Consider the following 23,905-nt stretch of genomic DNA (forward strand, 5'->3'; position numbering starts at 1 on the left):
AGTGTGCACGACATATTAGGGTTCAGGCATGACTCAAACGGTGCGCGGAGTGATCTCTCGTTCGAAGGGCCAGCCGGTCGAGGTGGTGGACATCGTCATCCCCGACCCCGGGCCGGGTGAGGTCGTCGTCGACATCCAGGCGTGCGGGGTCTGCCACACGGATCTGCACTACCGCGAGGGCGGCATCAACGACGAGTTCCCGTTCCTGCTCGGCCACGAAGCCGCGGGCATCGTCGAGACGGTCGGCGAGGGTGTCACCAACGTCGAGCCCGGTGACTTCGTGATCCTGAACTGGCGCGCGGTGTGCGGCCAGTGCCGGGCCTGTAAACGCGGCCGCCCGCACCTGTGCTTCGACACCCACAACGCCGCGCAGAAGATGACGCTGACCGACGGCACCGAGCTGACCCCCGCGCTGGGCATCGGCGCGTTCGCCGACAAGACCCTGGTCCACGAAGGTCAGTGCACCAAAGTCGATCCGGCCGCCGACCCCGCCGCGGCAGGGCTGCTCGGCTGCGGCGTGATGGCAGGCGTGGGTGCGGCCATCAACACCGGCGCGGTCAACCGTGACGACACCGTGGCAGTCATCGGGTGCGGCGGCGTCGGTGATGCCGCGATCGCCGGCGCGGCGCTGGTGGGCGCCAAGCGCATCATCGCCGTGGACATGGACAACCGGAAGTTGGAGTGGGCCAGGCACTTCGGGGCCACTCACACCATCAACGCCAAGGAACTGGATGCGGTGGAGACGATCCAGGACCTCACCGACGGCTTCGGCGCCGACGTGGTGATCGACGCCGTCGGGCGGCCCGAGACGTGGAAGCAGGCGTTCTACGCCCGCGACCTCGCGGGCACCGTGGTCCTGGTCGGGGTTCCGACGCCGGACATGACGCTGGAGATGCCGCTCATCGACTTCTTCTCCCGCGGTGGGTCGTTGAAGTCGTCCTGGTACGGCGACTGCCTGCCCGAACGGGACTTCCCGACGCTGATCTCGCTGTATCTGCAGGGCCGGTTCCCGCTCGACAAGTTCGTCTCCGAACGCATCGGGCTCGACCAGATCGAAGACGCGTTCCACAAGATGCACGCCGGCGAGGTGCTGCGTTCGGTGGTCGTGCTGTGAGCGCCATCCAGCGGCTCGTCACCAGCGGCACCTTCGAGCTCGACGGCGGCAGCTGGGATGTCGACAACAACATCTGGCTCGTCGGCGACGACACCGACGTGGTGGTGTTCGACGCCGCCCACAGCGCGGCCCCGATCATCGAGGCGGTGGGCGGCCGCAACGTCATCGCGGTGGTGTGCACCCACGGCCACAACGACCACGTCACCGTCGCACCCGAGCTCGCCAAGGCTCTCGACGCCCCGGTGCTGATGCACCCCGCCGACGACGTCCTGTGGCGGATGACGCACCCAGACAGCGACTTTCGCGCGGTCAACGACGGTGACACGCTCCAGGTGGCCGGTATCGAACTGCGGGCACTGCACACCCCCGGTCACTCCCCGGGCTCGGTCTGCTGGCACGCACCGGAGCTGACCGCTGTGTTCAGCGGCGACACGCTGTTCTCCGGCGGGCCGGGCGCCACCGGGCGGTCGTACTCGGACTTCCCCACCATCCTGGAATCGATCTCGGGACGCCTGGGCGCGCTGCCCGGCGACACGGTCGTCTACACCGGCCACGGCGACTCCACGACCGTGGGCGACGAGCTCGTGCACTACGACGAGTGGGTCTCCCGCGGCAGCTGAGCCACGCCTACAGCGTGCCGAGGATGCGGCGCTTCTCCGCCTCGAACTCGGCCTCCGACAGCGCCCCCGAGTCGCGTAGCGCCGCCAGCGTCTTGAGCTGCTGCAGGCGCACCGCCTCGTCGGTGGGCTGGTAACTGTGCGCCGGAGGCGGGACGGGGCCCGGCCACACCGCGTCGTCGAGGATCACCGGACCGGGCAGCGGTTGCGGCCGGCGCCCCGACCGAACCCACCACATGATCGCGACCGCGAGTTCGAGGAGCCCGAGCGCGATCACGCCGCCGCTGACCCACAGCGCCCAGCCGGGTGAACTGTCCTTCCCGAACGCCAGCCGCGGGTTGATGTAGCCGCCCACCTGACCGTCCGCGCGCACGTCGTACACCCCGCCCTGGGCGATCTGTGCGGTCCAGATCCGCACGCGCACATCGTTGTTCACCGAGGTGGTCGAGCTGATGACTTCGGTCAGCACCGGATCGGCCACGCCGTCGGGTGCGTCGACACCCAGCTTCAGCGGTGGCACCGGGAAGCCGCCGTCGATCCCTCCCGTCACCACGGTGTGGAACGTGATCGTCACCTCCCCCGCGGGCAGCTCCACCCGGCCTGACCCGGGCACCGGGATCTCGCCGTAGGCGTCGAAGTCGTCGAACACCACCGCATTCAGCACCAGCGTGACGATCAAGCCGGCCACACCGACGATCAGCGTCATCACCGCACTGATCAGCGCGATGCGGGGCCTGACCCGTCCCAACACGTGCGACAGTGTCGCATGCCGGGTCGCACCCCGCGCTTTTCGTCGGCGCGGACCGCGCCCAACGACTACCGTCTCGAAGATGCCCGAGTCGAGCATCGTGGTGCGACCGGAACCGGTCGACAGCGGCACCTACACCGCGGGGTCGCGGCTGCAGGCTGCCGGGCTGACGCGGGCGACCGAGATCTTCAGCGAGGCCGCCGCCGCGGTGCCGCTGCCCATCCCGCCGCAGCCGATCGTGCTGGCCGACTACGGCGCCGCGACCGGACACAATTCGCTGTTACCGATCGGCGCGGCGATCGCGGTGCTGCGCAGTAGAACCCGGCCGGAACACTCGGTGTTCGTCGCGCACACCGACCGACCGGACAACGACTTCACCGCGCTGTTCCGGACACTCGAGGAAGACCCGGACACCTACCTGGCCAAGGATCGGGCGGCCTACGCCTCCGCGGTCGGCCGCTCGTTCTATTCGCAGATCATGCCGTCGAACAGCGTGAATCTGGGCTGGAGCGCGTGGGCGATCCAGTGGCTGAGCCGGGTGCCCGGCCCGATGCTCGGCCCCCACCTGCAGGTCGCCACCTGCGGCGACCGGGAACTGCAGGCGGCTTACGCCAGTCAGGCCGCGCGCGACTGGCACGAGTTCGTCGCGTTCCGCGGCCGCGAGCTGTGTCCCGGCGGCCGGCTGGTCGTGACGACGATGGGCATCGGAGACGACGGCGACGCGGGGTTCCGGCCACTGCTCGCAGCCATGGCCGACGCGCTCGCCGAGGTGACGGCCGCCGGCGTGATCAGCGCCGAGGAGTCCGCGCAGATGTGCATCCCGACCGTGGCGCGCCACGCCGCCGACTTCACGGCTCCGTTCGCGCCGTCGGGGATCTTCGAGCGCCTCGAGATCGCGCATTTGGAGATCGTCGACGCGCAGGACCGGTTCTGGGAGCGCTACCAGGTCGACAAGGACGCCGTCGAGTTCGGGGCGCGCTGGGCCGGCTTCGCGCGAGCGTCGATCTTCGCCGCGCTCACGACAGCGTTGGACGGCGGCCTGACGAATCCTCGCGCCGCCGAACTGCACGAACAGCTGGAGAAGGGCATCGCCGAACGGCTGGCCGCCGCCCCGGAACGCACCCAGATCCCGCTCGCGTATGTCGTGCTGGAGAAGCGCCGCTGAGGTCAGCGGATCGTGCCCACCCCGGGGATCAGCGGCAGGTCCAACGCCGTGACCCAACCGGGGGACAGCGAGTTGACCGCGGGGACTGCGTTCAACGCACGCAAACCGGTGGCCAGGCATCCGGCAGCCGCGGCGTCGCGGCCCGACCCGTCGGTGAACCGGAATGCCGTCTCCTGAGTGATGCTGGGTGTGCCCTCGATGTCGACGCGGTACACGTCGTTCTGGGTGCCCGACGGCCACTCCGGTGCGGCGTCGTTGCCGATGCGATTGACGTGCTCCAGCTGGATGCGGGTCTCGCCGCGGTAGATGCCGTTGATCGTGAACCGCACCGCCGCAACGTTTCCCGCCTCGATGACGCCCTTGGCGGTCGGCCGGTCGACGGGGGTCACCCACTTCTCCCACGTCGTGGTGATCTCGTCGAGCATGATGCCCGCAGCGTGGGCGATCATCGGAACCGTTGCACCCCAGGCGAACACGAGGATGTCGGAGTTCTCCAGCATCGCCGTGAACTCCGGTGGCCGCCCGATCCCCATCTCCCGGTCGTAGTCACCGGTGTAGTTGGTGTAGTCCAGCAGCTCCGAGGCACGCACCGTGCGGACGTCAGAACACAAGCCCATCAACGTCATCGGGAACAGGTCGTTCGCGAAGCCGGGGTCGATGCCGGTGGTGAAGCACGATGACTCCCCCAGTTCGCATGCGACGGTGACGGGTTCGATCCAGTTGGGCGGATTGAGGTGCATGGTCGGCCAGATCCACGGTGTCATCGCGGTCGAGCACACGTCGATGCCGGCGCGCAGGAAACGGGTGATCACCTCGATGTTGGTGTCGGCGTGCGCGGCGGTCGGCCCGTAGTGCACCAGCGCGTCGGGTTTCAGCGCGATCAGGGCCTCGATGTCGTCGGTGGCGGTGATGCCCAGCGGAGCTGACAGCCCGCAGATCTCCCCGACGTCGCGGCCCACCTTGTCGGGGTTGCCGACTCCGACGCCGACCAGATCGAAGCCGGGGTGGTCGACGACCTCGGCGATGACCATCTTCCCGACGAATCCGGTGCCCCAGATGACGATTCGCTTCGCTTCGGTGCGTGTCACGGCGATCCCCCTAGAAGCAGCGCCGTAGTCCACCCGGTTCGCAGATCAACGGATATCGGTCGACCGGTGTCGAGAGCGGGCCCTTGTAGGCCATCGTGAACGGCGTGTAGATGATGCCCGGCTGCAGTCCGCAGTTGCCGTTGTGCTGGGTCTGGCGGACACCCGACATCGTCACGTCGTCGAACTTGACGACCTCCACCGTCGGCGCCCACGACCCGTCCGGGCACTGCATGCCCCGGTCCTTGGGGGTGGTGAAGGCCCACTGACCGCCGGTGAGCACTGCGTCGCCGCCGACGAGGTCCCCGCCTGCTTGCACGTGCAGCCGGCAGCCGACGGGCAGGTACAACGCCTCGCGCAGGTCACCGACCACCGGCACGCACGATGGGAAGACTGTCCAGGTACCGGACTTGCCACCCTCCTGAGTGACGGTGAAGACACCCTCCATGACCTGGTCGGCGTGGGCAGGGACGGCGGCGCCCACCGCTGCGCAGACACCGAGCAGGAGGGCGGCCAGGGTGCGCATCATCGTCACGCCGCTGAGTATTTCAGCCGGGCGCGGACAAAGTCACGGGTTTGCCCGTTCGCGACATCGGGTAGGACAAAACTACTGGCTCGAGTACCGGGGTGGTGAATATGGCGAGGACGGCGGTGTCAACCGCTGTCCTCGTCGTCTTTGCGCTCGTTGCCTCGCTGACTGGCTGTTCGACGGGCAGTCGGGTGGATCTGGGTGAGGGTGCGGCCGGATCGCTGATCGCCGCGATCGCCGGAGAGCCGGACCAACTCGACCCGCACAAGACGACCGCCTACTTCTCCTTCGAGGTATTGGAAAACGTGTTCGACACCCTCGTCGAACCCGACGAGAACCTGCAGATGCGCCCCGCTCTGGCGACGTCGTGGGAGGTCTCCCCCGATCAGCTGGCGTGGACGTTCCACCTGCGCCCCGGCGTGACGTTCCACGACGGCAGCCCGTTCACCGCCGACGACGTGGTGTTCTCCTATCGTCGGATCATCGACGAGAAGCTCGCCAATGCGGACAAGTTCAGCGCGGTGACCTCGGTCGAGGCGCCCGATCCGGCGACGGTGGTGATCCGCGTCAGCCGGCCGACGCCGAACATGCTCACCAACATCGGCGGCTTCAAGGGCATGGCGATCGTGTCGCGGCGCAACGTGGAGAGCGGACAGATCGCCACGAATCCCATCGGCACCGGCCCGTTTCGTTTCGCGGGCCAGAAGAGTGGTGACTCGATCTCGTTGGTGGCCAACCCCGATTACTGGGGCGGTCCGCCCGGCGTGACCGGGGTGACGTTCCGCTTCATCTCAGAGCCGTCGACGGCGCTGTCTGCACTGCAGGCGGGCGAGGTGGACTGGACGGATTCGATTCCACCGCAACGTGTCCGCCAACTCTCCGACGACGACTCGATACGTCTGGCGGTCACCCCGAGTAATGACTACTGGTACCTGGCGCTCAACGAGGCCAAGGCGCCGTGGAACGACGTGCGGGTACGCCAGGCGATCGCCTATGCGATCGACCGCGACGCGATCGTCGCCGCGACGAGCTACGGCACCGCGAAGGTCAACGAACTGGCGATCCCCGAGGGCAACCCCTGGTACACCCCCTACGACCGCTATCGCACCGGCGGGCTGGACAAGGCGCGCGAGCTGCTGACCGAAGCCGGTGTCACGCCCGGCGCTCTCGACATGCTGGTGACCACCGAGTATCCGGAGACCGTGACCGCGGCGCAGATCATCGCCGACAACCTGGCGCCGCTCGGGTTCACGGTCAACATCCGCACCGTCGACTTCGCGACCTGGCTCGACGAACAGAACTCGGGCAACTTCGACATGCTGATGCTCGGCTGGCTGGGCAACATCGACCCCGACGACTTCTACTACGCCCAGCACCACACCGACGGCTCGAGCAACGCCCAGAAGTTCTCCGACCCGGAAGTGGACAGGCTGCTCGACGCCGGCCGCGTGGAAACCGACCCGGCCGCCCGCAAGGACGACTATGCCCGTGCCGCAACGGTGATCGCCGACAAGGTCAGCTACATCTACCTGTACAACTCGTCGGTGATCCAGGCGTGGAATCCGGCGCTGACGGGATACGAGGCCCGCCGTGACGGCGCCGTGCGGTTCCGCGGCGCGTCGCTGGACAAAGGCGGGGATGCGTCGTGACGAGCATCGTGACTCACCCGATCACCCGGTTCGTCGCCCGCCGGGTGCTGTACTCGCTGATCGTGCTGCTGGGCGTCACGGTGGTGGTGTTCGCGCTCGTGCACCTGGTGCCCGGCGACCCGGTCCGCATCGCGCTCGGCACCCGCTACACGCCCGAGGCGTACGAGGCGCTGCGCAGCGCCAGCGGGTTGGACCGGCCCATCTTCACGCAGTTCTTCGGCTATGTCGGCTCCGCGCTCACCGGTGATCTCGGCGTGAGTTTCCGCAACGGCGACCCGGTGACCGTCACGCTGATGGAACGGCTGCCCGCCACGCTGTCGCTGGGCCTGGCCGGCATCGTCATCGCCGCGCTGATCGCACTGCCCGCCGGCACGTACTCGGCGCTGCGCGAGGGCCGGCTCAGCGACGCCATCGTGCGGGTGACCAGCCAGTTCGGTGTGTCGATCCCCGACTTCTGGCTGGGCATCCTGCTGATCGGGCTGTTCTCGACCACGCTGGGCTGGCTGCCCACCTCGGGCTACCGGCCCCTGTTCACCGACCCGATGGGCTGGTTGAGCCACATCATCCTGCCGGGTCTCACGGTCGGCGTCGTCGCGGCCGCCATCATGACGCGGTACGTGCGCGCCGCGGTGCTGGACGTCGCCGCGATGGGTTACGTGCGGACCGCCCGCTCCAAGGGCCTGTCCCCGCGCGTCGTCACGTTCAGGCACACGGTGCGCAACGCGCTGGTGCCCATCCTGACCATCACCGGAATCCAGCTGGCCACCCTGCTCGGCGGTGTCATCGTCGTCGAGGTGGTCTTCGCGTGGCCGGGCCTTGGCCGGCTCGTCTACAACGCCGTCGCCGCGCGCGACTATCCCGTCATCCAGGGGGCGGTCCTGCTGATCGCGGCGCTCTTCCTGGCGATCAACCTGATCGTCGACGTGCTCTACGCGGTGGTCGACCCGAGGATCCGGCTCGCATGACGACCACCGACAGCACCCGTGTCTCGTCCTGGCGCATCCTGGCGCGCAACCCGGTCACCGCGATCAGCGCGCTCGTTCTGCTGGCCGTCGCCGTCATCGCGGTATTCGCGAATGCCATTGCGCCGCATGGTGTCAACGACGTCGACGTGCCCGACGCGCTGCAACCGCCCAGTGGGGCGCACTGGTTCGGCACCGACGAGCTGGGTCGCGACGTGCTCTCGCGCGTCCTGGTGGCCACGCAGGCGTCGATGCGCGTCGCAGTCATCAGCGTCACGTTCGCCGTCGTGGTCGGGGTGACGGTCGGAGTGTTGGCCGGATACCGCGGCGGCTGGCTGGACACCGTGCTGATGCGCGTCGTTGACGTGATGTTCGCGTTCCCGGTGCTGCTGCTCGCGCTGGCGGTGGTCGCCATCCTCGGCCCCGGGCTGACGACGACGATCCTTGCGATCGGCATCGTCTACACCCCGATCTTCGCCCGGGTCGCGCGGGCCAGCACGCTCGGTGTGCGCACCGAACCCTATGTCGCGGTGTCGCATGCGATGGGCACCCCCGATCACATGATCCTGCGCCGGCACATCCTGCCCAACATCGCCGGCCCACTGATCGTCCAGACCTCGCTGTCCCTGGCGTTCGCCATCCTGTCCGAGGCGGCGCTGTCGTTCCTCGGGTTGGGCATCCAACCGCCGCAGCCGTCGCTGGGCCGGATGATCTTCGACTCCCAGGGGTTCGTGACGATGGCGTGGTGGATGGCCGTGTTCCCCGGCGCCGCGATCGTGGTGATCGTGCTGGCGTTCAATCTGGTGGGCGACGGGCTGCGCGACGTCCTGGACCCGAAACAGCGCACCAGCGCCGAGGCCCGCGGGGTGACGCGATGACCGTGCTCGCGGTGGACGATCTCGGGGTGCGCATCGGCGCGCGCACCATCGTCGACGGCGTCTCGTTCTCCGTGGCCCGGGACCAGACCGTGGGCATCGTCGGGGAATCCGGGTCGGGCAAGACCATGACGGTTCTGGCGGCCACCGGCTTGCTCGACGCACCGGGAGCGCGCGTGTCGGGATCGAGCACGCTGGCGGGCGATCCGGAGGTGCAGCTCATCGGTGCGCGGCCCAAAGACCTTCGCCGCGTCCACGGTTCGCGAATCGGGTTCGTGTTCCAGGATCCCGGCACGTCGCTCAATCCCCTGCTCACGCTGGAACGTCAAATCACCGAGTCACTCGAGACGCATCGCCGGGTGACACGCCGGGAGGCGCGGTCGCGGGCGTTGGAGCTGCTCGAGGCGGTGGGGCTACCCGACCCGGCGACGCGTCTGCACGCCTATCCGCATCAGCTCTCCGGCGGTCAGAAGCAGCGCGTGATGATCGCGATCGCGCTGGCGTGCGACCCGGAACTGCTGATCGCCGACGAGCCGACCACCGCGCTCGATGTCACGACGCAGGCGCAGATCCTCGAGTTGGTGCGCGCGTTGCAGCGGGACTTCGGCACGGCGGTGGTGTGGATCAGCCATGACCTGGGCGTCATCGGGCAGGTGGCCGACGACGTGACGGTGCTGCGCGAGGGCGCGGTCGTGGAGCAGGCGCCGATCCTCGACATCTTCGATCGGCCGCGCAACGACTACACGCGGGACCTGCTGGCCGCCCGCCCCGTACTCGATGTCGCTGGGCCGCAGGTGAATCCGGACGCCGAAACGCTGCTCGAAGTCGACGGTCTCGACGTGTCGTTCACCGTCACCACGCCGGTGGGCAAGTCCACCGTGCATGCTGTCGACGACGTGTCGCTGCGCATCCGACGCGGCACCACGCTGGGGCTGGTCGGTGAGTCCGGATCGGGCAAATCGACCGTCGCCGCGGCGCTGACCGGCCTGGTGACACCCGATGGCGGCACGGCGACGCTCGCAGGCACCGACATCCTGAACGTGAAGCGTTCCGAGGCCAAGGCGCTGCGCCGGCGGATCGGACTGGTGTTCCAGGATCCGTTCTCGTCGCTCAATCCCCGGGCCCGCGTGGACACGTCGATCGCCGAGCCACTGACGGTGCACCACCTGGTCGACGGTGCCGCGGCACGGCGCACGCGGGTCGCCGAACTGCTCGACCTGGTCGGACTGCCGACCGAGTTCGCGCAGCGGTATCCCCACGAACTGTCCGGCGGGCAGCGGCAGCGGGTGAGCATCGCCCGGGCGCTGGCCGCCGAACCGGATCTGCTGATCCTCGACGAGGCCACCGCCGCCCTGGACGTGTCGGTGCAGGCGCGTGTGCTCGATCTACTGGCCCGCCTGCAGGCGGAGCTGGGGCTGGCGTATCTGCTGATCGGCCATGACCTGGCGGTCATCCGCAGGCTCAGCCACGACGTCGCGGTGATGCGGGGCGGCGCCGTGGTGGAGAACCGACCGGCCGAGCAGCTGTTCACCGAACCCGAGCACGAATACACCCGGGCGCTGCTGGCAGCGGTGCCGCCGGTGCGCCCGCGCGCTGCGGTGTGAGCGCTCGTGAGAGGGTGCAGTCATGGGTCAGCTCAGCGGCAAGGTCGCGTTGGTCACCGGTGCGTCAGCGGGCTTGGGCGCGACGACCGCCCGGTTGTTCGCCGAACAGGGTGCGACGGTGTTCGGAATCGCCAGGGACGCAACGCGAATGGGCGAGGTGTTCGCCGACCTGCCCGGCAGCGCGTTCGCCTCGGTGGACATCTCCTCGCGTGAGGCGTGCGCGGCGGCGGTCGCGAACTGCGTCGAGCGGTTCGGCCGCCTCAACGTGCTCGCCAACATCGCGGGATTTCACAAGATGCGGCACACCGCGTCGATGACCGACGAGGACTGGGACGTCGACCTCGCGGTGAACCTGACGGCGCCGTTCGCGCTGTGCCGGGCTGCGCTGCCGCACCTGCTCGCATCGGGCGGCAACATCGTCAACGTGTCATCGATCGCCGGCGTCGAGGGCGAGGTGTACTCCGCCGGCTACTGTGCGGCCAAGCACGGACTGGTCGGTCTGACGCGGGCGCTGGCGATCGAGTTCACCAAGGAGAAGCTGCGCGTCAACGCGGTGTGCCCCGGCGGCATGCCGACCGCTCAGGCCACTGAGTTCGAGGCGCCCGAGAACGCCGACTGGGATCTCATCATGCGCATCGCGTCGCCACGTGGATTCATGGCCACCGAAGACGTCGCGAAGGTGATCGCGTTCCTGGCCAGCGACGACGCAGCCGCGATCCACGGCGCGGTCTACCGCGTCGACAACGGCAAGGGCGCGGGCTGAGTCAGGGTTTCCGGTCGTGACCGGCGATCTCGGCGCGGAGCTGTTCAGCGAGGAGGCGATCCAGGATCCGTATTCGCTGTATGCGCGGATGCACGCCGCCGGTCCGGTGCACCGCATCGGGAACTCCGACTTCCATGCCGTCTGCTCCTGGGCCGCGGTCACCGAGGCGGTGAGCCGTCACGAGGACTTCTCGTCGAATCTGACCGGCACGATGCTGTATCAGCCGGACGGGACCGTCGGCGTCTTCGGCATGGACGAGATCGGCGGTCCGACCCAGGTGCTCGCGATCGCCGACGATCCCGTGCACGCCGCCCACCGCAAGCTGCTCGTCCCCCACCTGGCGGCCAAGCGCATCCGCGAGCTCGAAGCGTTCGTCACTGCCACGGTCGCGCGGTTGTGGGATGCGGCGCTCGACGGGGACCGGATGGAGTGGATGTCGGCCATTGCCAACCGGTTACCGATGATGGTGGTGTGCCGGCTGATCGGAGTCCCCGACTCGGACGTCGACCGGCTGACGGCGTGGGGCTATGCGAGCACGCAGCTGCTGGAAGGTCTGGTCGGCCCCGAAGAACTGGCCGCGGCCGGCGCAGCCGTCGGCGAACTCGCGACGTACATCGCGGGCCTGCTCGACCGGCCGGCACCGGCGGGCACGCTGCTGGCCGACCTGGCTTCGGCCTGCGCGGCAGGCGATGTCGACGCCGTCACCGCACAGGTCATCATGGTGACGTTGTTCAGCGCGGGCGGTGAATCGACTGCGTCATTGATCGGCTCGGCGACCTACATCCTGGCCACCCGGCCCGACTTGCAGCGGCGGCTCCGCGACGATCCCGCGCTCATGACGCCGTTCATCGAAGAGGTGCTGCGCGTCGAGCCACCATTCCGCGGCCACTATCGGCACGTGCTACGCGACTGCGAACTCCATGGTTATCGGCTGCGTGCCGGCGCGCGATTGGTTCTGCTGTGGGGCGCGGCCAACCGCGACCCGGCCCATGTCGAATCGCCCGGCGAGTTCCGCATCGATCGTCAAGACAGCAAGAGCCACCTCGCATTCGGCCGCGGGGCACACTTCTGCGTCGGTGCCGCACTGGCGCGCCTCGAGACTCGACTCGTGCTCGAACACCTGCTCAGGCGCACGGATGATGTGCGCGCCATGGGGCAGGCTCGGTGGCTGCCCAGCCTGCTCGTGCGGCGCCTGGAGGCGCTGACCTTGTCCGTTCAGAACGGGGCCGGCTCATAGGTTTCGGCGAGCCTGGCTTGTCGTTGTCGTTCGAGTTCGGCGTCGAGGTCGAGGCGCTGTTGCCGTTCTTGTCTGATGCGTGCTCGGCGATCCTGTTCGCGGGTTCTGGTGCGCATCGGCATCATCGCGGCGCGATCGGTGGATTCGGTCGGCGTCGCGGTAGTGATCGTCGCCGTCGGTGTGGCCAGCCCGGGGAACAACAGGCCCCCGAACGCCTCGGTGACGTACACGTGACCCGTCGGCGACCTGAGCACGATCGACCCATCAGGGCGCTGCCCATCGGTCCAGCCGTTGACACCGGTGTAGAACGTCTTGATCAAATGATGTCTACGGCTTGCTTAACAACGTTTCATAGCCATCGCGCCGTCTCCTGAAAGCAAGCCGGCAAACGGGTGCGCCGCTTCGACGATTGTGGTTGACATCTCGACCGCGGCCTCTGCCTCCGCACCGGTGTATTCACGGCCAGCATGAGTTGCCCTGTTGCGCGGGGTGATCAAATCTCGTTTTAGCTGGTCTGACAGAACACCGGGCCTCAATATCCGGATCAGCGACTCGCGACCTTCCAACGCCCCATATTTCTTCGCCAGTGCTTTCCTGACCGGCTCCGTGACACCGTCGGCGACGAGGTACCTGTCGATCAGCGTCGTCATCGCTACCTCCGCGGCAGTGCCGGCATCAATAATCGCGCGGCGGTTCTGCCCGGCCCTCAAGAGCGAACGAGCATCGCGGATCAGCAGCCATTCGGCGGGAGGTGTATGAGTGCTGGCGATTGAGGCGCACGTCTGCAGCTCCTCCAACCGAAGCTGGCGTTGGGGAAATCCCCCACTGGGTGGCGGAGAGTATCGCCATTTGACGTCCATCCTCTGCCGACCCTCATCACCCGTCCACGTGAAGAGCGGACGCGTGCGAGTAAGGCCGCCGGAGTCTCCACCAAGACCAACGAAATCCTGCCCAGTCAGAATGCCGACCCACGACGTAAAGCGGGTCCAGTAGTCATCGAGCTCACCAAGAAACGTCTGTGCGGTCGTCTCGAACTCATCGTCGCCAACCGCGGCTAGTTTCGTGGCAAATCGGCAGCGAAAAACCACGGCGCAGTCTCGTGCGGTCTCGGGGTAAACCACAGTGGCCCGGCCGTCGTCCAGGACTCCACCCCAAACGGGGTACATCATGTGTTCTTCCTCTGCGCGCTCCGACGCGTCCCGGGGACCGTAGGTCCAATCCGGCGGCAGGAGGTTTCGCGGCGCCGCGGGTGGCGTATCTAAATGTCGCCGCACCTCAGGCGGGAATGGGTCCGGTCTTTTATTGACTTGCGGTAGGCCGATGGTGAGGTCGTGACTCATCGTGCGCGACTCGATTACCTGACCTAAGCAGTTGTTAGTCACATACAGGCCTGAACCGCCGACCACGAAGTGGCCTTCGAATGGTCGCAACGTCTCTGTCACCAGAACATCATCGCAACGGAGACTGTCCTTCGCCGGTGATCCCGGTCGTTAAGCGACAGCAAGTTCATTGCTGCGTGCGGAACGGTTATCGGACGGCCATGTCGGAAGGAGACGAATCGTGAGAACGCTGCGGCAGCACCTGCAGGAGAGCCAACATGCAAAATGTGGCATCACCTGATGGCCTCTATAGATGCGTCGACCCCTACGGCTCGCGCCTCTCCTACCCCCAATGGTCAACCGCGGCTTCAGCACACTTTTATTCCGGGGACGGGGTACATCGGACCGGCATCGCGGCGACTACGATAGTTCTAACCGCTATCGTTTCGAATGACTGGGGTGCAAACCCGCGACGGAACTCGTCAAATCATCTTCATGAACGAGAGCGGTCAAATGTTACTCGATTGAGAGGCACAGTAATGGCACCACGGGCCTTTGTAAGTTTTCAGATGGAAGACGATTGGGCACGCAAATTCTTAGTACAGCAGGCTAAGGATGAACGCAACGACATAGAATTCGTTGACTACTCGGTGCAGAATCCGTGGGATTCTTCATGGAAAACAAAGTGTAGTGCGCGCATAGCGCTCACCGCCGGCACCATCGTACTAATCGGCCCGACTACCTACCAGTCCGACGCAGTGGTGTGGGAAATCGCTGAGACCATTCGTCAAAATAATGCAATCTTTGGCATCCAAATTCATCATGACAAAACTCATCAAATTCCAGCGGGACTGAGTTCGAGCAATGTAATTCGCTGGGACTTCGACCAGATAATCAAGTGGTTGGCGACATGGGGGTAAATTATCTGGATGAAATCGCTCGCCAGATTCGTGAGCGGGTTCCAAAATCGGACCTCCCTGACGAAGACACGCACACGCTATTTCGAATCTACGCAGTCCTGGCTCTAGCCAAGGGCAACCTCGTGGACGCGGCCGATGTGCACAATGCGTGGGTCGCGTGGATGCTCGGCATCGATGCCGAACACGGCGCGTTGCTACCGTACAGGGAACTTGACACGGCCACTGCCGCCGAGGATGCCGTTTATGTGGAGGCAATACGACATATTTCCTCGACGCTTGGTTGCCATCAGTGACCGGCAGCGAGAATCCGGGGGTGGCCGACGGCGCCGGTGAGGATAAACCTCCCGGAGACAACCCCATTGACGGAACACTCTTTCCGCTCGGAAAGAAGGCCGCTTCCGATGACCTTGGGCGATCGATCGATCTCTACAAACTGATGGTCGCGAGCTCGGAGTCTTTGGTCAACCGTCGACAAACCGTAAATACATTCTTTCTGACTGCCAACGGTGCGGTCCTCACAGCCACGGGATTATTGCTGGGCAATGGCACGCCAGCCGAATTCCGTAAATGGGGTTTTCTCATTCTTACTGTCACAGGATTAGTGCTGGCAATCGCATGGCGGAGCCTCATACATTCTTTTGGGCAGCTAAACAAAGGAAAATTTGATGTCATTAATCGGATCGAAGAGCTGCTGCCCGTAGCCGTATATTTGGCAGAGTGGAAAGCGCTAGACGAGGGAAAAAATCCGCAGAAGTACCGCAGTTTTACTTCGCGCGAGACTTGGGTTCCATCGGCATTCATCGCAATCTATTCAATCGTGTTCGTCATTGACGCTGTCGCGATCGTCCGAGCGCTGATTTGTCGGTGAGTCAAGCGCGCACATGTGTCGTTCGAACGCTCCCGGCGAAATAGTCCGGCGACAGCATGTCTCCCCGGTCCAAACTCGGGAAGTTCCGACCCGCCCCCGGGTAGGGGCGGTGGGGTTGATCGCCACTGCGTCGCCGAGACCTGCTGCGCGATCGAGCCCGCTCAGCGCAAATATGGCAAATTCTGCCACGAAGGCGTTCGGTCGGCGCTAAGCTCTCCTGCGGGGCGGGGAAAGCATACGAAATACTTGGGGGGACAATGATTTTACGCGCATTGATCGTCGGCTCATTCATCGGTGCGGTTGCGTTGGGAGGGGCCGCCGCGGCGAACGCTCAGCCCGGGTCTACGCCGTTCAAGAACTGCACCGCGGCGCGGGCCGCTGGCTATCAGGACATCCCGTCCTCATCGCCGTACTACGGACCCTGGCTGGACAAGGACAGCGACGGTATCGGCTGTGAAAGCTAGTCGTGTGCAGATCGGGCTGCTCGCCGCGGGCATCGGGATAGCCCTGACAGTGGCGGCACCCGCGCAGGCCGACTCTCAACAATTCGTCAACTACCTCGCCAGCCGAGGTGAAGATACCGACGGTGTGGAGTACGAGATCATCGACCTTGGACAGGCGATCTGCGGCATGTTCGAAGCGGGCGCCACTGTGAATCGTGTGTACAGCTCTCTGCATCAGCAGAACAACGCCGCGTGGATCGCAGCTTCGATCAATTATCTGTGCCCGGATTACCTGTACCTGCTGAACTAACGAACTAGCAGGCGGACGGACCTCGTACGCACTCTGGCACGTGTATGCCGCCTGTCAGCAACCCTAACTATTGTGTGTTCAGGACGGGGATGCACCCCCCTCAAAGCGTCGCAAAGGACGAAGCGGTGGGCATGAATTCGAGCTTTCCCGAGTGGTATCGCCATGATGAGGCAGCCCTCGAATCGATTATCACGACAGGTACGATCGCGATCGACGCTAACGTGATGCTTGATCTCTATCGCGTCGGTCGCGATCAGCGGGAGCAGATATTTTCGGTGCTGGAAGATGTCCGTGACCGGCTGTTTATTCCGTACCAGGCCGCCTACGAGTATCAAAAGAACCGCCTGAAAGTCGCGGCTGATAATGAGAATCTATTCGGCAAAATCGCTTCGGAGTTCGAGATACCCCGAGCCACCCTTGACAGCCTGCGCGATCCCGACATGCGTAAGCAGGTTGCACAGGCCGCGGAGAAGGCGCGCAAGAAGTTCGAGAAAGCTGTCGCGAAGATCCGTAAAGAACATGTTCTTAGCCTGGATGACGTGCATGAGGACGACCCCGTGCGGACTGCGCTCGATCGCATCATTGGAGACGATCAGATGGGATCGAAGCCCAGTAGCGAACAGCTTGCCGAACGCATTAAGGAGGCAGATAGACGCATCGCCAAACAGGCTCCACCTGGATACAAAGACGCGAAAAGCAAGAGTGACCCCGCGGGTGACTACCTTGTGTGGGCAGAACTGGTTGATCGAATGAGCGTCGGCGACCGGCCGCTGCTATTCGTAACGAATGACGAAAAGGAAGATTGGACCACAACGGTCGCTGGTCGAAAGATGGGACCGCGAGCGGAACTCATTGCAGAAATGCGCGCGGCATGCGCCGAACATCCTTACCACCATAATTCCCTGAGCTCTTTTCTCGCTCTCGCGAACCGATATCTTGGCGCTGACGTGGAAGACTCGACGATAAGTTCTGTTGAGCGAATTTCTCAACCTGGTCGAAATACAATATCGCTTGCGGAGCTCCGCAGTGTTGCGCAGGCAAGTGTAGCCGCGAACCCATCATGGGCAGCGGATTTAATCGCCACTCTAAATTCACCGAATTACCGTCGATCGGCACATGGTATTGAGAGTGAATACTTAAACAATGTCATTGCGTCGGTAGATCGACACCAGCGAGAATCGGGCGAACCCCCCTATCAGAGCTTTCTTGAGACGATTCGCCAATTCAGGTCCGCTCAGGATGAACTTCAGCGCAATTCGGCCCGAGAACCCGGTATGGATGAACAAACGCCAGAGGGCGCACCATGACCCGATCCGAACAAGCACGCCACGGCCCCGGCTCAAACGCCCGCCGAATTCGGGGAGCGTTCCTGGCATTGAACCGGGGCTTGGTCCCGCGGCACGGGTGAAAGGGAATCAAAGTCCTGTGCTGTGGGCGTGGCGGCGTGGTCGGGACCGGACTCGTGCGCAATGGATACGTCCGATCGTGGCCCCGAGGTCGAGAGGTTTACGCCTCGGTCGGGATAGCGACTCCGCTGACGATCGCCGGCTCGACGTAGACCAAGCCCATGCCGAGATCAGCAGCGCGGAGTATGCGATGGCGAACGAGGTTCATCACCTCGGTTTTGGAAATGCCCATATGTGCCGCGGCGTCTTCGATCGCTATGTACCCATCGAGATCCATTGTCAGGCGGTCAGATCGGCGATCGCGATCGAAGCGGGATGCAGGTGCCCAAGCCCAACTCGGATCTCGGCGCGCATCTTCGCGGTGTTGGTGTCGAACAGCGTGCCGCTGGTGTCGATGTCGATCGTCATCTCCTGGCGTGTGTACAGGCGGATGGCATTCCAGTCGGCCAGCACCGCAACACCCGCGGGGACGCTGGGGCTGACCACCCGCTGCACCACCGATGAGTCGCCGAACACGTTCGCGCTGCCGGCGGTGCCGTGCTGGTAGCCGTCGAGCAGGAATCCCACACCGCCGGTCCCTTCACGGGTGAGGTCAATTGCCTCCGCGTCAGCAGGATTGAGGACGATGGCCGTGGGAACCACGCCAATTGACTGCAGGGCCGTGTAGGACTTGCGGATCGTCGTCACAACGTCTGTGCTGTAGGCGATTTGGGTTGTTCCGGCGACGTTCAAAATCCCGGCGAGGTTCTCACCGGTGCCTGTGCCTGCGATGACCTGCGCTTCGAGTGCCGCGAGCACCCCCTCGCTCATCTCCACCTCAAGGAACCGGACTACATCCGCGGCGTCAGCAAAGTAGCGAATGGGAAACGCCTCGGAGAGGTGCGCGATAACCCGTGCTCGATCGGTGACCGGGGCCAGCGTGAAGATCGAGGTTGGCTTCGTCGCGCCGTCGGGTACGGGGGCGGCGTTATTGGTGCGGAGCGTCTGTCGAAGATACTCGAATACGTTGCTGGACAGTGCGCTTCGATTGACCAGGAGATCAATCAGCCGCGCTGGCCGCGACTTTGGGGTGATCGCCGGGTCGACGAGGGTGGGAACTTCCCACGACCCCGAGGTGACGGCGCGGGACTCGACGGGTAGAAGCGTCTTGGCGGCGCGAGTCGCCCAGCTTGCGTTGTCGAGGGTGGTGCTGCGGAATGTGTCGCGGTTCGCCGGATTGAGTCGGCCCGAGCGGTGCTCCTCCGCCTGTGCGTCGCTGATTTGCTCGTCGATGTCCTTGACGGCGGCGACGAGTTCTTTGAATGTGCGGGTCTCCGCGGGGGTGAGGTTGGCGCGTTGCTCGGATTTGACCTTGGCGAGGATCGCGGAGCGTTCGGCTAGGTGCTGCGCCTTGATCGCGTGGAGTCGGTCAATTCTTTCATTCATGTTGAGGTGTTCGTTCTTTCGTTTTCTGGAGAGTTGGAAGCCCGCAGTGCCAGCGGGTGCGTCGGGGGCAGTGCCAACCCGCGCCGACGCAGTGAGGGTGTGGACCCGCGGCCACCAGTGCCAGGTGGCGGCGGTCCGGATGCGCCGCGTCTATAGCGGGGCAAATTCGGGGTCCCGTGCACCGCTAGAAGCGACGAACAGGAGGGGGGTGGATAGAAGACACCGGGGAGGATCTGGAAAGGGACCTACACGAGAGCGGGATTCGCTCTGTCCGGTGCGGGAAGCCGGCGTGTCGAAGAACTTCGGATTGCCGGCGGCAGGTGTCGGAAGTGGTGGAGCAGGTGTAGGGGGTTGACCATGTCGAACGTCAAAGACGACGCTTATCGCCGCGGCTTTCCCGCGTCATTGGTGGGATGGGGATTCACCTGCGCGAATAGCGTCAAGAGCAGAGACGGGGCTTGGGGCGTCTCGCGCGCGCCTATCGTTGGTTATTGGATCTCTGGGGTACCCAGACTCAAAGGTCAAGGGAGACAGAAGAATTCGCAAGAGACGAGCGATGGCACTGAGATCGATGATCGCTACCATTGGTTACTGATTTGATGATCGATAGGCCAAGTGCCTTCGTCTCTGCCGAAGCTCCCTTCCAGTCTAACAATCCGCATCGGAGGAACTACGAGAAACTCAGCCCGGTCCTACCGTTGGTATTTCGGGCGACGTGCTGAATCTGCGTGATACGCCTGGTGGGGCGGGCCGATGATCGGCCCGCCCCCGCCAAGTTCACCCTGTGCTGCGCAGATTCTCGGAGTCAGTCCAGGCGTTGTACATCATGCAATCCGCCTCAGGCGCTGACGATTTGAGCTTGCGAGCGGTTGCATCATCATCCGGCGGAAATAGTCCAGGTGCGAGTTGCTGTCGGCCAGCTGTCTCTGGAGGTTGTCGATGTCGCAGTCGCCCGGATCGCCGTTGAGGTGGACGAGCACGGTTTCGTGCCAAGCGCGTGTAGCTGGGTCCCGAACATAGTTCGGGCTGGTGCCATGCACGGCGCGGAACACCAGCTCATCGACATAGAAGGTATGCAGATTGATCGTCACCTGGGGGTGGCCGCCGTAGTCTTTCTGCGGGACGAACCGGCCCTTCAGGTCACGCACCCGCGCCGTGTGCGGGTGGACGATGCACGGTGCTCCTTGTACCGGGAGGTAGTCGGTCGGCGCCTCGCCGAGTGCACGACGGAGGAGTTCGTCCACGTCGTACAGCGCGCCGCGGATTTTCACCTGCGGGTACCCGCCGCCATCAAGGCGGGCAAGTTTGTTCCCGTGCTTGTCTCGAACCGTCATGGTGCTCGGGTGGATGTTGTAGCCGTCGGTGCCGGGGATGGTCAGGTATTCCCGCGGGCGGCCCATCAGGCGGCCTCAGGCAGGGGCAGGGCGGTGTCGATGCGGTGCATGGGCAGGTCTCGCGGTTCGTTGGTTGGAAGTGTCATGGAAGTAGCAGGGGAAGACACCGAGAGCCGCGGGGTTGGCCGTCGAGTGTCGGGGATGTCGATCCCGTCGTCGGGTGCGGTCATCGCGCCAGCGCGACGTCGCCCCTGGTGATCAGCCCCGCCTCGCGGATCGGCCGCAGCAGCTCGGCGAGCTTTGCTCGCTGGCCGTCGCTGAGTGGTGGCGCGTCGTCCACGATCGCGCGGACGTAGTCGTGCATCTCGGTGGTGGTCATCTCGGTGTTGCCCCACGTCGTGGTGGGGTCGTGTGTGTTAGTCACCCGGTGATTCAATAACCCCCAACCGACAGGGCAGGGTCCCAAGAAGATTGAGAATTCGAATGTATGTTCGATTTGCTGAGTGCCTCCCACACTCGCCGAGGTTGCGGATCGGGGGAAAGAATCCGTCTTCGGCACCCACCTCGCGCATCTGGGCGCCCGAGTTGCGGGCGAACCCCGACATCATCTTGGTGTTGGCGACCTCGAAGCATCTAGGCGCCCGGCTTGAGCTTCTTGGCGGAGCCGAGGTCCCAACATCTCGACGAAAATCAGCAACTACTTGTCGTCGTCAGGGCAGGAAGTTGCGCGCGCACGCCTTGTCCCCCGTCCGCGGACGTCGTTCGGAACTTCTCGGTGTCCAGGTTGATCTTCTCCTTGATCTTCTTCTCGATCGCTTTGGCGGAAATGGCGTCACACCTTCCACACGAGACCGTTGCGGACTCGGTCGGGGTTGAACCGCCGGGTGTGGGAGCCCCTGCCGACAGGAAGGACCGTGATGTCGAGCAGGAGATCGAGCACCGCGCGGAAGCGGTCGGGGGTCGAGTTCTTCAATGCCTGGGTCATCCCCCGTCGATCTCCTAGCGGCAGACCATCGAGGATGCGCAGCCGCTTCTGGTCCTGCACGAGGCGGTCCAGCTCGTCGCGCTTCTGCCGGTTGCGCTCGATCTTCGCGGCGTACAGGGTGCCGTCGATCAGATCGTCGGTGTAGTCCTGCCACGCCTTCGCGTCGCTGGCGGCGAGCGCGTTCTTCTGCTCGCGCATCCGCTGGGCTTGCGCACTGTCGTGCGCCTTGTCCACCAGCAGATCTACAGCATCCGCCCTGCCGAGCCGCTCGCCGACGATCTCGTAGAGCAGCGGCTCGACGTCGTCGGCGCGGATGGCGCAACCGCGGCAGTTCTTGCAGGTGTACGCGATCTCGTGGCCGGTGATCCCCGAGGCCTTGCGGGGCTTGGCCCACGTGCCGTTGAGGCGCCCTGTCCCGCACTTCCCGCAGCGCATGACGCCGGTGAGGTTGTGCCGGCGCACCGATTTCGGGCCGGGAGCACGGCCGGGGGTGTTGAGGATCTCCTGCACCGCGTACCAGGTGGTCTCATCGACCAGCGCCGGCCAGGTGCCCCTGACGGGCTGACCGTGCTGGTCGAGCACGATGACGTCGTTGTGGTCGCGTAGCCCGACGTTGCGGGGCTTGCGCAGGAACAGCGACAACGTGCTGGGCGACCACGGACTACGAATGCACTCCATGTCGGCGCCATCGATCACCTCGCCGTTGTCGTCGCGGGGATGAACCCATCGTTCGGCGAGAGCGCCGGCCTCGTTGAGCATGCGGGCTCCGTCGCTGACACTGCCACCGGCCAGGATGTGGGCATAGACCTTCTGCACCCACGGCGCGGTCTCGGGGTGGAGTTCGCGGGTGTCGCGGACGTAGCCGAACGGAACGCGCGTCTCCACTGCGGCTTGCCCTGCTCGGCCTTCTGGCGGGCAGCTCGGAGCTGCCGAGTGCGCATCATGGCAATCTCGTGCTCGGACACCGCGGTCTTGATCTGCGCGGCGAGGATTCCCGTCGGTGAGTAGAGGTCGATGTCGCCCTGCTGCGTGGTGGCCAGCGGGATCTGTCGACCGACCGAGGTAAAGAAGGCCCGCAGGCTCTCCAGCTCGCTCATCATGCGCCAGCCGCGGTCCTGGTCCCACGCGGCGATGGCGTGAATCTTCCCGTCCCGAACATCGTTGAGCAAACGATCCCATTCAGGGCGTGATTTGCCATTGCTGGCGCTGCGGTCATTGTCGACGTAGTACTCGGCGATCGACCATCCCTTGACCTCGCAGAGGGAGGCGGTGTCTTCTCGCTGGCGTTCTACACCCTGTCGCTTGTCGGTGGGGTCGGAGCTGATGCGGAGGTAGCAGGCGGCGCGGAGTGGTGCTGCCGGGGTCGATGTCATAGCTGGAACGTATAACGGGCAACCGACAATGTGTCCGGCAAAAGTGTTTGAGCCCCGAGGGATGCGTGAGCCCGAACGGCCACGGCGTCGTATGGTCCACATCGCAACCCGCCACCGGCCGATCGCAACCCGGGAAACGACACGTCAAATCCCGCCACTGCAGGAAATCCCGCAGCGCCGCCGATGGCCGATACCCCGGTTCGGCGTCCGCGCCGGGAACACGCACCGGCTTGACCGTCGCCGTCTTCGCTATCGTGCGCACCGACTCCGCGGGCAGCACACCGAACCCCGACAGATACCCCGGCCGGTCACTGCCGCCGTCGAGCGTCTTCTGCTCAGCCAGCACGTGAATCACCACCTGCGCCGCCGACTCCCGCACCGTCGCCGCAGTGCAATCAGCCGACCCGCACTGACACGGCAACGACCCCTCGAGCCGCCCCAGCGCACCGGCCGCTTCCGCTCGACGCTGCCGCCTCGACCGAGGATCATTCGGACACACCGAATCCGCGATCAGGTTCAGGCGCTGATCGATGGCATCGGCATCAGCAGCACCCAGCACCCCACTGATCACCGCCATCCCCGCCGCGTTCGGATGCGGCTCCACCTCGATATAGCGGTTCTCCTCCACAATCGGCGGAACCCGCACTCCCGCCCGATCATGCTCAGCGACCCACATATCGATGCGATCCCGCAGTTTCGGCTTCGACAGCCGCATCCACTTGTGCACCTGAGCAGCCAACGAGCGATCGAGGTCGGCCACCACCTCGTCGAGCACATTGTCGGTGCGGGTGATGATGATCTGCACCATCCGGAAGTCGATGTCCCCACGGGCGAACACCGCCGCCACCTCCGGCAGCCGCTCCCACAGCGACACCGCCTGCCGCACCTGATGAATCGCCCGATCACGACTGATGTTCTGCGCCGCCGACACCTCAGCAGCCACCGCCTCGAAGACATCGGTGAACCAGAACTGAGCCTCCTCGTAATCCCGGCACCGCCGCCGATACAAGCTCGCGACCGCCCCCAAGCGCCGCGCGATCTCCGCCGACTCCGCACGCGCAGCCGAAGCCATCACATCAATCAACGTCGCCGGATTATTGTCGAACATGTGTTCGATATTACCGGGATGGGGTGACACCCCTCGACGCAAAGTTTTGCGCCTGTGGATAACTCA

At 65.0% G+C, this 23,905-nt stretch carries 27 protein-coding genes and 1 pseudogene; 15 read left to right on the forward strand and 13 right to left on the reverse strand.

Going from position 1 to position 23,905, the window contains the following annotated elements:
* Positions 1–28: 28 nt before the first annotated feature.
* Together ACZYYX_RS24530 and ACZYYX_RS24535 are read left to right on the forward strand one after the other, a co-directional pair.
* Positions 29–1,114 carry an S-(hydroxymethyl)mycothiol dehydrogenase gene (locus ACZYYX_RS24530; protein ID WP_463817323.1) on the forward strand — a complete coding sequence of 362 codons (1,086 nt, stop codon included), beginning with the start codon at positions 29–31 and terminating at the stop codon, positions 1,112–1,114.
* Entirely contained in the window at positions 1,111–1,734 is a 624-nt protein-coding gene (locus tag ACZYYX_RS24535) for an MBL fold metallo-hydrolase (RefSeq protein WP_463817324.1), read from the forward strand. Before ACZYYX_RS24530 ends, ACZYYX_RS24535 begins: the two co-directional genes overlap by 4 nt.
* 7 nt (positions 1,735–1,741) lie before the next feature.
* Here the strand turns inward: ACZYYX_RS24535 and ACZYYX_RS24540 are convergent, their stop codons facing one another.
* Positions 1,742–2,482, reverse strand: coding sequence for an SHOCT domain-containing protein (locus ACZYYX_RS24540; RefSeq protein ID WP_463817325.1), 741 nt, complete (start codon positions 2,480–2,482; stop codon positions 1,742–1,744).
* Positions 2,483–2,561: 79 nt separating this feature from the next.
* Here ACZYYX_RS24540 and ACZYYX_RS24545 point away from each other — a divergent pair, with 79 nt between their 5' ends.
* Positions 2,562–3,644 carry a class I SAM-dependent methyltransferase gene (locus ACZYYX_RS24545; RefSeq protein ID WP_463817326.1) on the forward strand — a complete coding sequence of 361 codons (1,083 nt, stop codon included), beginning with the start codon at positions 2,562–2,564 and terminating at the stop codon, positions 3,642–3,644.
* Positions 3,645–3,646: 2 nt separating this feature from the next.
* Here the strand turns inward: ACZYYX_RS24545 and ACZYYX_RS24550 are convergent, their stop codons facing one another.
* Both ACZYYX_RS24550 and ACZYYX_RS24555 read right to left on the reverse strand, forming a co-directional pair.
* Positions 3,647–4,732 carry an NAD(P)H-dependent amine dehydrogenase family protein gene (locus ACZYYX_RS24550; protein ID WP_463817327.1) on the reverse strand — a complete coding sequence of 362 codons (1,086 nt, stop codon included), beginning with the start codon at positions 4,730–4,732 and terminating at the stop codon, positions 3,647–3,649.
* Positions 4,733–4,742: 10 nt separating this feature from the next.
* Complete coding sequence (locus ACZYYX_RS24555; RefSeq protein WP_463817328.1) at positions 4,743–5,264, reverse strand: hypothetical protein; 522 nt, start codon at positions 5,262–5,264, stop codon at positions 4,743–4,745.
* Positions 5,265–5,365: 101 nt separating this feature from the next.
* On the opposite strand from ACZYYX_RS24555, the gene ACZYYX_RS24560 reads away from it, so the two are divergent.
* From ACZYYX_RS24560 to ACZYYX_RS24585, 6 genes are read left to right on the forward strand one after another with little or no spacing between them, the layout of a single operon-like run.
* A complete protein-coding gene (locus ACZYYX_RS24560) occupies positions 5,366–6,907 on the forward strand; it encodes an ABC transporter substrate-binding protein (protein WP_463817329.1) in 1,542 nt (513 codons plus the stop codon).
* The gene (locus ACZYYX_RS24565; protein ID WP_463817330.1) at positions 6,904–7,872 is read left to right on the forward strand and encodes an ABC transporter permease; all 969 of its coding nucleotides are present in this window, start codon (positions 6,904–6,906) and stop codon (positions 7,870–7,872) included. The genes ACZYYX_RS24560 and ACZYYX_RS24565 overlap by 4 nt, the downstream gene beginning before the upstream one ends.
* Positions 7,869–8,747: an ABC transporter permease gene (locus tag ACZYYX_RS24570; protein WP_463817331.1), complete on the forward strand. Its 879-nt coding sequence runs from the start codon at positions 7,869–7,871 to the stop codon at positions 8,745–8,747. Before ACZYYX_RS24565 ends, ACZYYX_RS24570 begins: the two co-directional genes overlap by 4 nt.
* Entirely contained in the window at positions 8,744–10,348 is a 1,605-nt protein-coding gene (locus ACZYYX_RS24575) for an ABC transporter ATP-binding protein (protein ID WP_463817332.1), read from the forward strand. The genes ACZYYX_RS24570 and ACZYYX_RS24575 overlap by 4 nt, the downstream gene beginning before the upstream one ends.
* Before the next feature lie 22 nt (positions 10,349–10,370).
* Positions 10,371–11,111 carry an SDR family NAD(P)-dependent oxidoreductase gene (locus ACZYYX_RS24580; RefSeq protein WP_463817333.1) on the forward strand — a complete coding sequence of 247 codons (741 nt, stop codon included), beginning with the start codon at positions 10,371–10,373 and terminating at the stop codon, positions 11,109–11,111.
* Between the two features lie 16 nt (positions 11,112–11,127).
* On the forward strand, positions 11,128–12,348 hold the full coding sequence (locus tag ACZYYX_RS24585; protein ID WP_463817334.1) for a cytochrome P450: 1,221 nt from the start codon (positions 11,128–11,130) through the stop codon (positions 12,346–12,348).
* Here ACZYYX_RS24585 and ACZYYX_RS24590 read toward each other — a convergent pair.
* Together ACZYYX_RS24590 and ACZYYX_RS24595 are read right to left on the reverse strand one after the other, a co-directional pair.
* Complete coding sequence (locus ACZYYX_RS24590) at positions 12,327–12,668, reverse strand: hypothetical protein (protein WP_463817335.1); 342 nt, start codon at positions 12,666–12,668, stop codon at positions 12,327–12,329. The genes ACZYYX_RS24585 and ACZYYX_RS24590 overlap by 22 nt on opposite strands.
* Positions 12,669–12,686: 18 nt before the next feature.
* Positions 12,687–13,790, reverse strand: a complete 1,104-nt coding sequence (locus tag ACZYYX_RS24595) for a hypothetical protein (protein ID WP_463817337.1) — start codon at positions 13,788–13,790, stop codon at positions 12,687–12,689.
* A gap of 416 nt (positions 13,791–14,206) precedes the next feature.
* On the opposite strand from ACZYYX_RS24595, the gene ACZYYX_RS24600 reads away from it, so the two are divergent.
* The 6 genes from ACZYYX_RS24600 (at position 14,207) to ACZYYX_RS24625 (ending at position 17,515) form a co-directional block, all read left to right on the forward strand.
* Positions 14,207–14,587, forward strand: a complete 381-nt coding sequence (locus tag ACZYYX_RS24600) for a TIR domain-containing protein (protein ID WP_463817338.1) — start codon at positions 14,207–14,209, stop codon at positions 14,585–14,587.
* Complete coding sequence (locus ACZYYX_RS24605) at positions 14,566–14,880, forward strand: DUF7701 domain-containing protein (RefSeq protein ID WP_463817340.1); 315 nt, start codon at positions 14,566–14,568, stop codon at positions 14,878–14,880. The genes ACZYYX_RS24600 and ACZYYX_RS24605 overlap by 22 nt, the downstream gene beginning before the upstream one ends.
* The gene (locus ACZYYX_RS24610; RefSeq protein ID WP_463817341.1) at positions 14,877–15,455 is read left to right on the forward strand and encodes a RipA family octameric membrane protein; all 579 of its coding nucleotides are present in this window, start codon (positions 14,877–14,879) and stop codon (positions 15,453–15,455) included. Before ACZYYX_RS24605 ends, ACZYYX_RS24610 begins: the two co-directional genes overlap by 4 nt.
* Before the next feature lie 257 nt (positions 15,456–15,712).
* Positions 15,713–15,919 (forward strand): excalibur calcium-binding domain-containing protein, encoded by a 207-nt coding sequence (locus ACZYYX_RS24615; protein ID WP_463817342.1) that lies wholly within the window; start codon positions 15,713–15,715, stop codon positions 15,917–15,919.
* 4 nt (positions 15,920–15,923) lie between these two features.
* Positions 15,924–16,208, forward strand: a complete 285-nt coding sequence (locus ACZYYX_RS24620) for a DUF732 domain-containing protein (protein WP_463817343.1) — start codon at positions 15,924–15,926, stop codon at positions 16,206–16,208.
* A 131-nt stretch (positions 16,209–16,339) separates the two neighbouring features.
* On the forward strand, positions 16,340–17,515 hold the full coding sequence (locus tag ACZYYX_RS24625; RefSeq protein WP_463817758.1) for a PIN-like domain-containing protein: 1,176 nt from the start codon (positions 16,340–16,342) through the stop codon (positions 17,513–17,515).
* A gap of 199 nt (positions 17,516–17,714) precedes the next feature.
* On the opposite strand, the gene ACZYYX_RS24630 is transcribed toward ACZYYX_RS24625, so the two are convergent.
* The 8 genes and pseudogenes from ACZYYX_RS24630 to ACZYYX_RS24665 form a co-directional block, all read right to left on the reverse strand.
* Positions 17,715–17,891 (reverse strand): hypothetical protein, encoded by a 177-nt coding sequence (locus ACZYYX_RS24630; protein ID WP_463817344.1) that lies wholly within the window; start codon positions 17,889–17,891, stop codon positions 17,715–17,717.
* 2 nt (positions 17,892–17,893) lie between these two features.
* A complete protein-coding gene (locus tag ACZYYX_RS24635) occupies positions 17,894–19,039 on the reverse strand; it encodes a phage major capsid protein (protein WP_463817345.1) in 1,146 nt (381 codons plus the stop codon).
* An 824-nt stretch (positions 19,040–19,863) separates the two neighbouring features.
* Complete coding sequence (locus tag ACZYYX_RS24640) at positions 19,864–20,439, reverse strand: hypothetical protein (RefSeq protein WP_463817346.1); 576 nt, start codon at positions 20,437–20,439, stop codon at positions 19,864–19,866.
* A complete protein-coding gene (locus tag ACZYYX_RS24645) occupies positions 20,439–20,603 on the reverse strand; it encodes a hypothetical protein (RefSeq protein WP_463817347.1) in 165 nt (54 codons plus the stop codon). Before ACZYYX_RS24645 ends, ACZYYX_RS24640 begins: the two co-directional genes overlap by 1 nt.
* A complete protein-coding gene (locus tag ACZYYX_RS24650) occupies positions 20,600–20,797 on the reverse strand; it encodes a hypothetical protein (RefSeq protein ID WP_463817349.1) in 198 nt (65 codons plus the stop codon). Before ACZYYX_RS24650 ends, ACZYYX_RS24645 begins: the two co-directional genes overlap by 4 nt.
* 408 nt (positions 20,798–21,205) lie before the next feature.
* Complete coding sequence (locus ACZYYX_RS24655) at positions 21,206–22,243, reverse strand: recombinase family protein (RefSeq protein WP_463817350.1); 1,038 nt, start codon at positions 22,241–22,243, stop codon at positions 21,206–21,208.
* A gap of 65 nt (positions 22,244–22,308) precedes the next feature.
* A pseudogene (locus ACZYYX_RS24660) lies at positions 22,309–22,683 on the reverse strand (recombinase family protein); the annotation flags it as partial.
* A complete protein-coding gene (locus tag ACZYYX_RS24665) occupies positions 22,571–23,839 on the reverse strand; it encodes an HNH endonuclease signature motif containing protein (RefSeq protein WP_463817351.1) in 1,269 nt (422 codons plus the stop codon). The gene ACZYYX_RS24665 and the pseudogene ACZYYX_RS24660, both read right to left, overlap by 113 nt.
* Between the last annotated feature and the right edge of the window lie 66 nt (positions 23,840–23,905).

It is taken from the genome of Mycobacterium sp. IDUB_1, assembly GCF_055419625.1.

Excerpts from the sequence above, each read along its gene's own strand:
- ACZYYX_RS24530 (WP_463817323.1), top strand. The coding sequence starts at position 29 with ATGACTCAAACGGTGCGCGGAGTGATCTCTCGTTCGAAGGGCCAGCCG.
- ACZYYX_RS24545 (WP_463817326.1), top strand. The coding sequence starts at position 2,562 with ATGCCCGAGTCGAGCATCGTGGTGCGACCGGAACCGGTCGACAGCGGC.
- ACZYYX_RS24560 (WP_463817329.1), top strand. The coding sequence starts at position 5,366 with ATGGCGAGGACGGCGGTGTCAACCGCTGTCCTCGTCGTCTTTGCGCTC.
- ACZYYX_RS24570 (WP_463817331.1), top strand. The coding sequence starts at position 7,869 with ATGACGACCACCGACAGCACCCGTGTCTCGTCCTGGCGCATCCTGGCG.
- ACZYYX_RS24575 (WP_463817332.1), top strand. The coding sequence starts at position 8,744 with ATGACCGTGCTCGCGGTGGACGATCTCGGGGTGCGCATCGGCGCGCGC.
- ACZYYX_RS24580 (WP_463817333.1), top strand. The coding sequence starts at position 10,371 with ATGGGTCAGCTCAGCGGCAAGGTCGCGTTGGTCACCGGTGCGTCAGCG.
- ACZYYX_RS24600 (WP_463817338.1), top strand. The coding sequence starts at position 14,207 with ATGGCACCACGGGCCTTTGTAAGTTTTCAGATGGAAGACGATTGGGCA.
- ACZYYX_RS24615 (WP_463817342.1), top strand. The coding sequence starts at position 15,713 with ATGATTTTACGCGCATTGATCGTCGGCTCATTCATCGGTGCGGTTGCG.
- ACZYYX_RS24625 (WP_463817758.1), top strand. The coding sequence starts at position 16,340 with ATGAATTCGAGCTTTCCCGAGTGGTATCGCCATGATGAGGCAGCCCTC.
- ACZYYX_RS24630 (WP_463817344.1), bottom strand. The coding sequence starts at position 17,891 with ATGGATCTCGATGGGTACATAGCGATCGAAGACGCCGCGGCACATATG.
- ACZYYX_RS24635 (WP_463817345.1), bottom strand. The coding sequence starts at position 19,039 with ATGAATGAAAGAATTGACCGACTCCACGCGATCAAGGCGCAGCACCTA.
- ACZYYX_RS24640 (WP_463817346.1), bottom strand. The coding sequence starts at position 20,439 with ATGGGCCGCCCGCGGGAATACCTGACCATCCCCGGCACCGACGGCTAC.
- ACZYYX_RS24645 (WP_463817347.1), bottom strand. The coding sequence starts at position 20,603 with ATGACCGCACCCGACGACGGGATCGACATCCCCGACACTCGACGGCCA.
- ACZYYX_RS24665 (WP_463817351.1), bottom strand. The coding sequence starts at position 23,839 with ATGTTCGACAATAATCCGGCGACGTTGATTGATGTGATGGCTTCGGCT.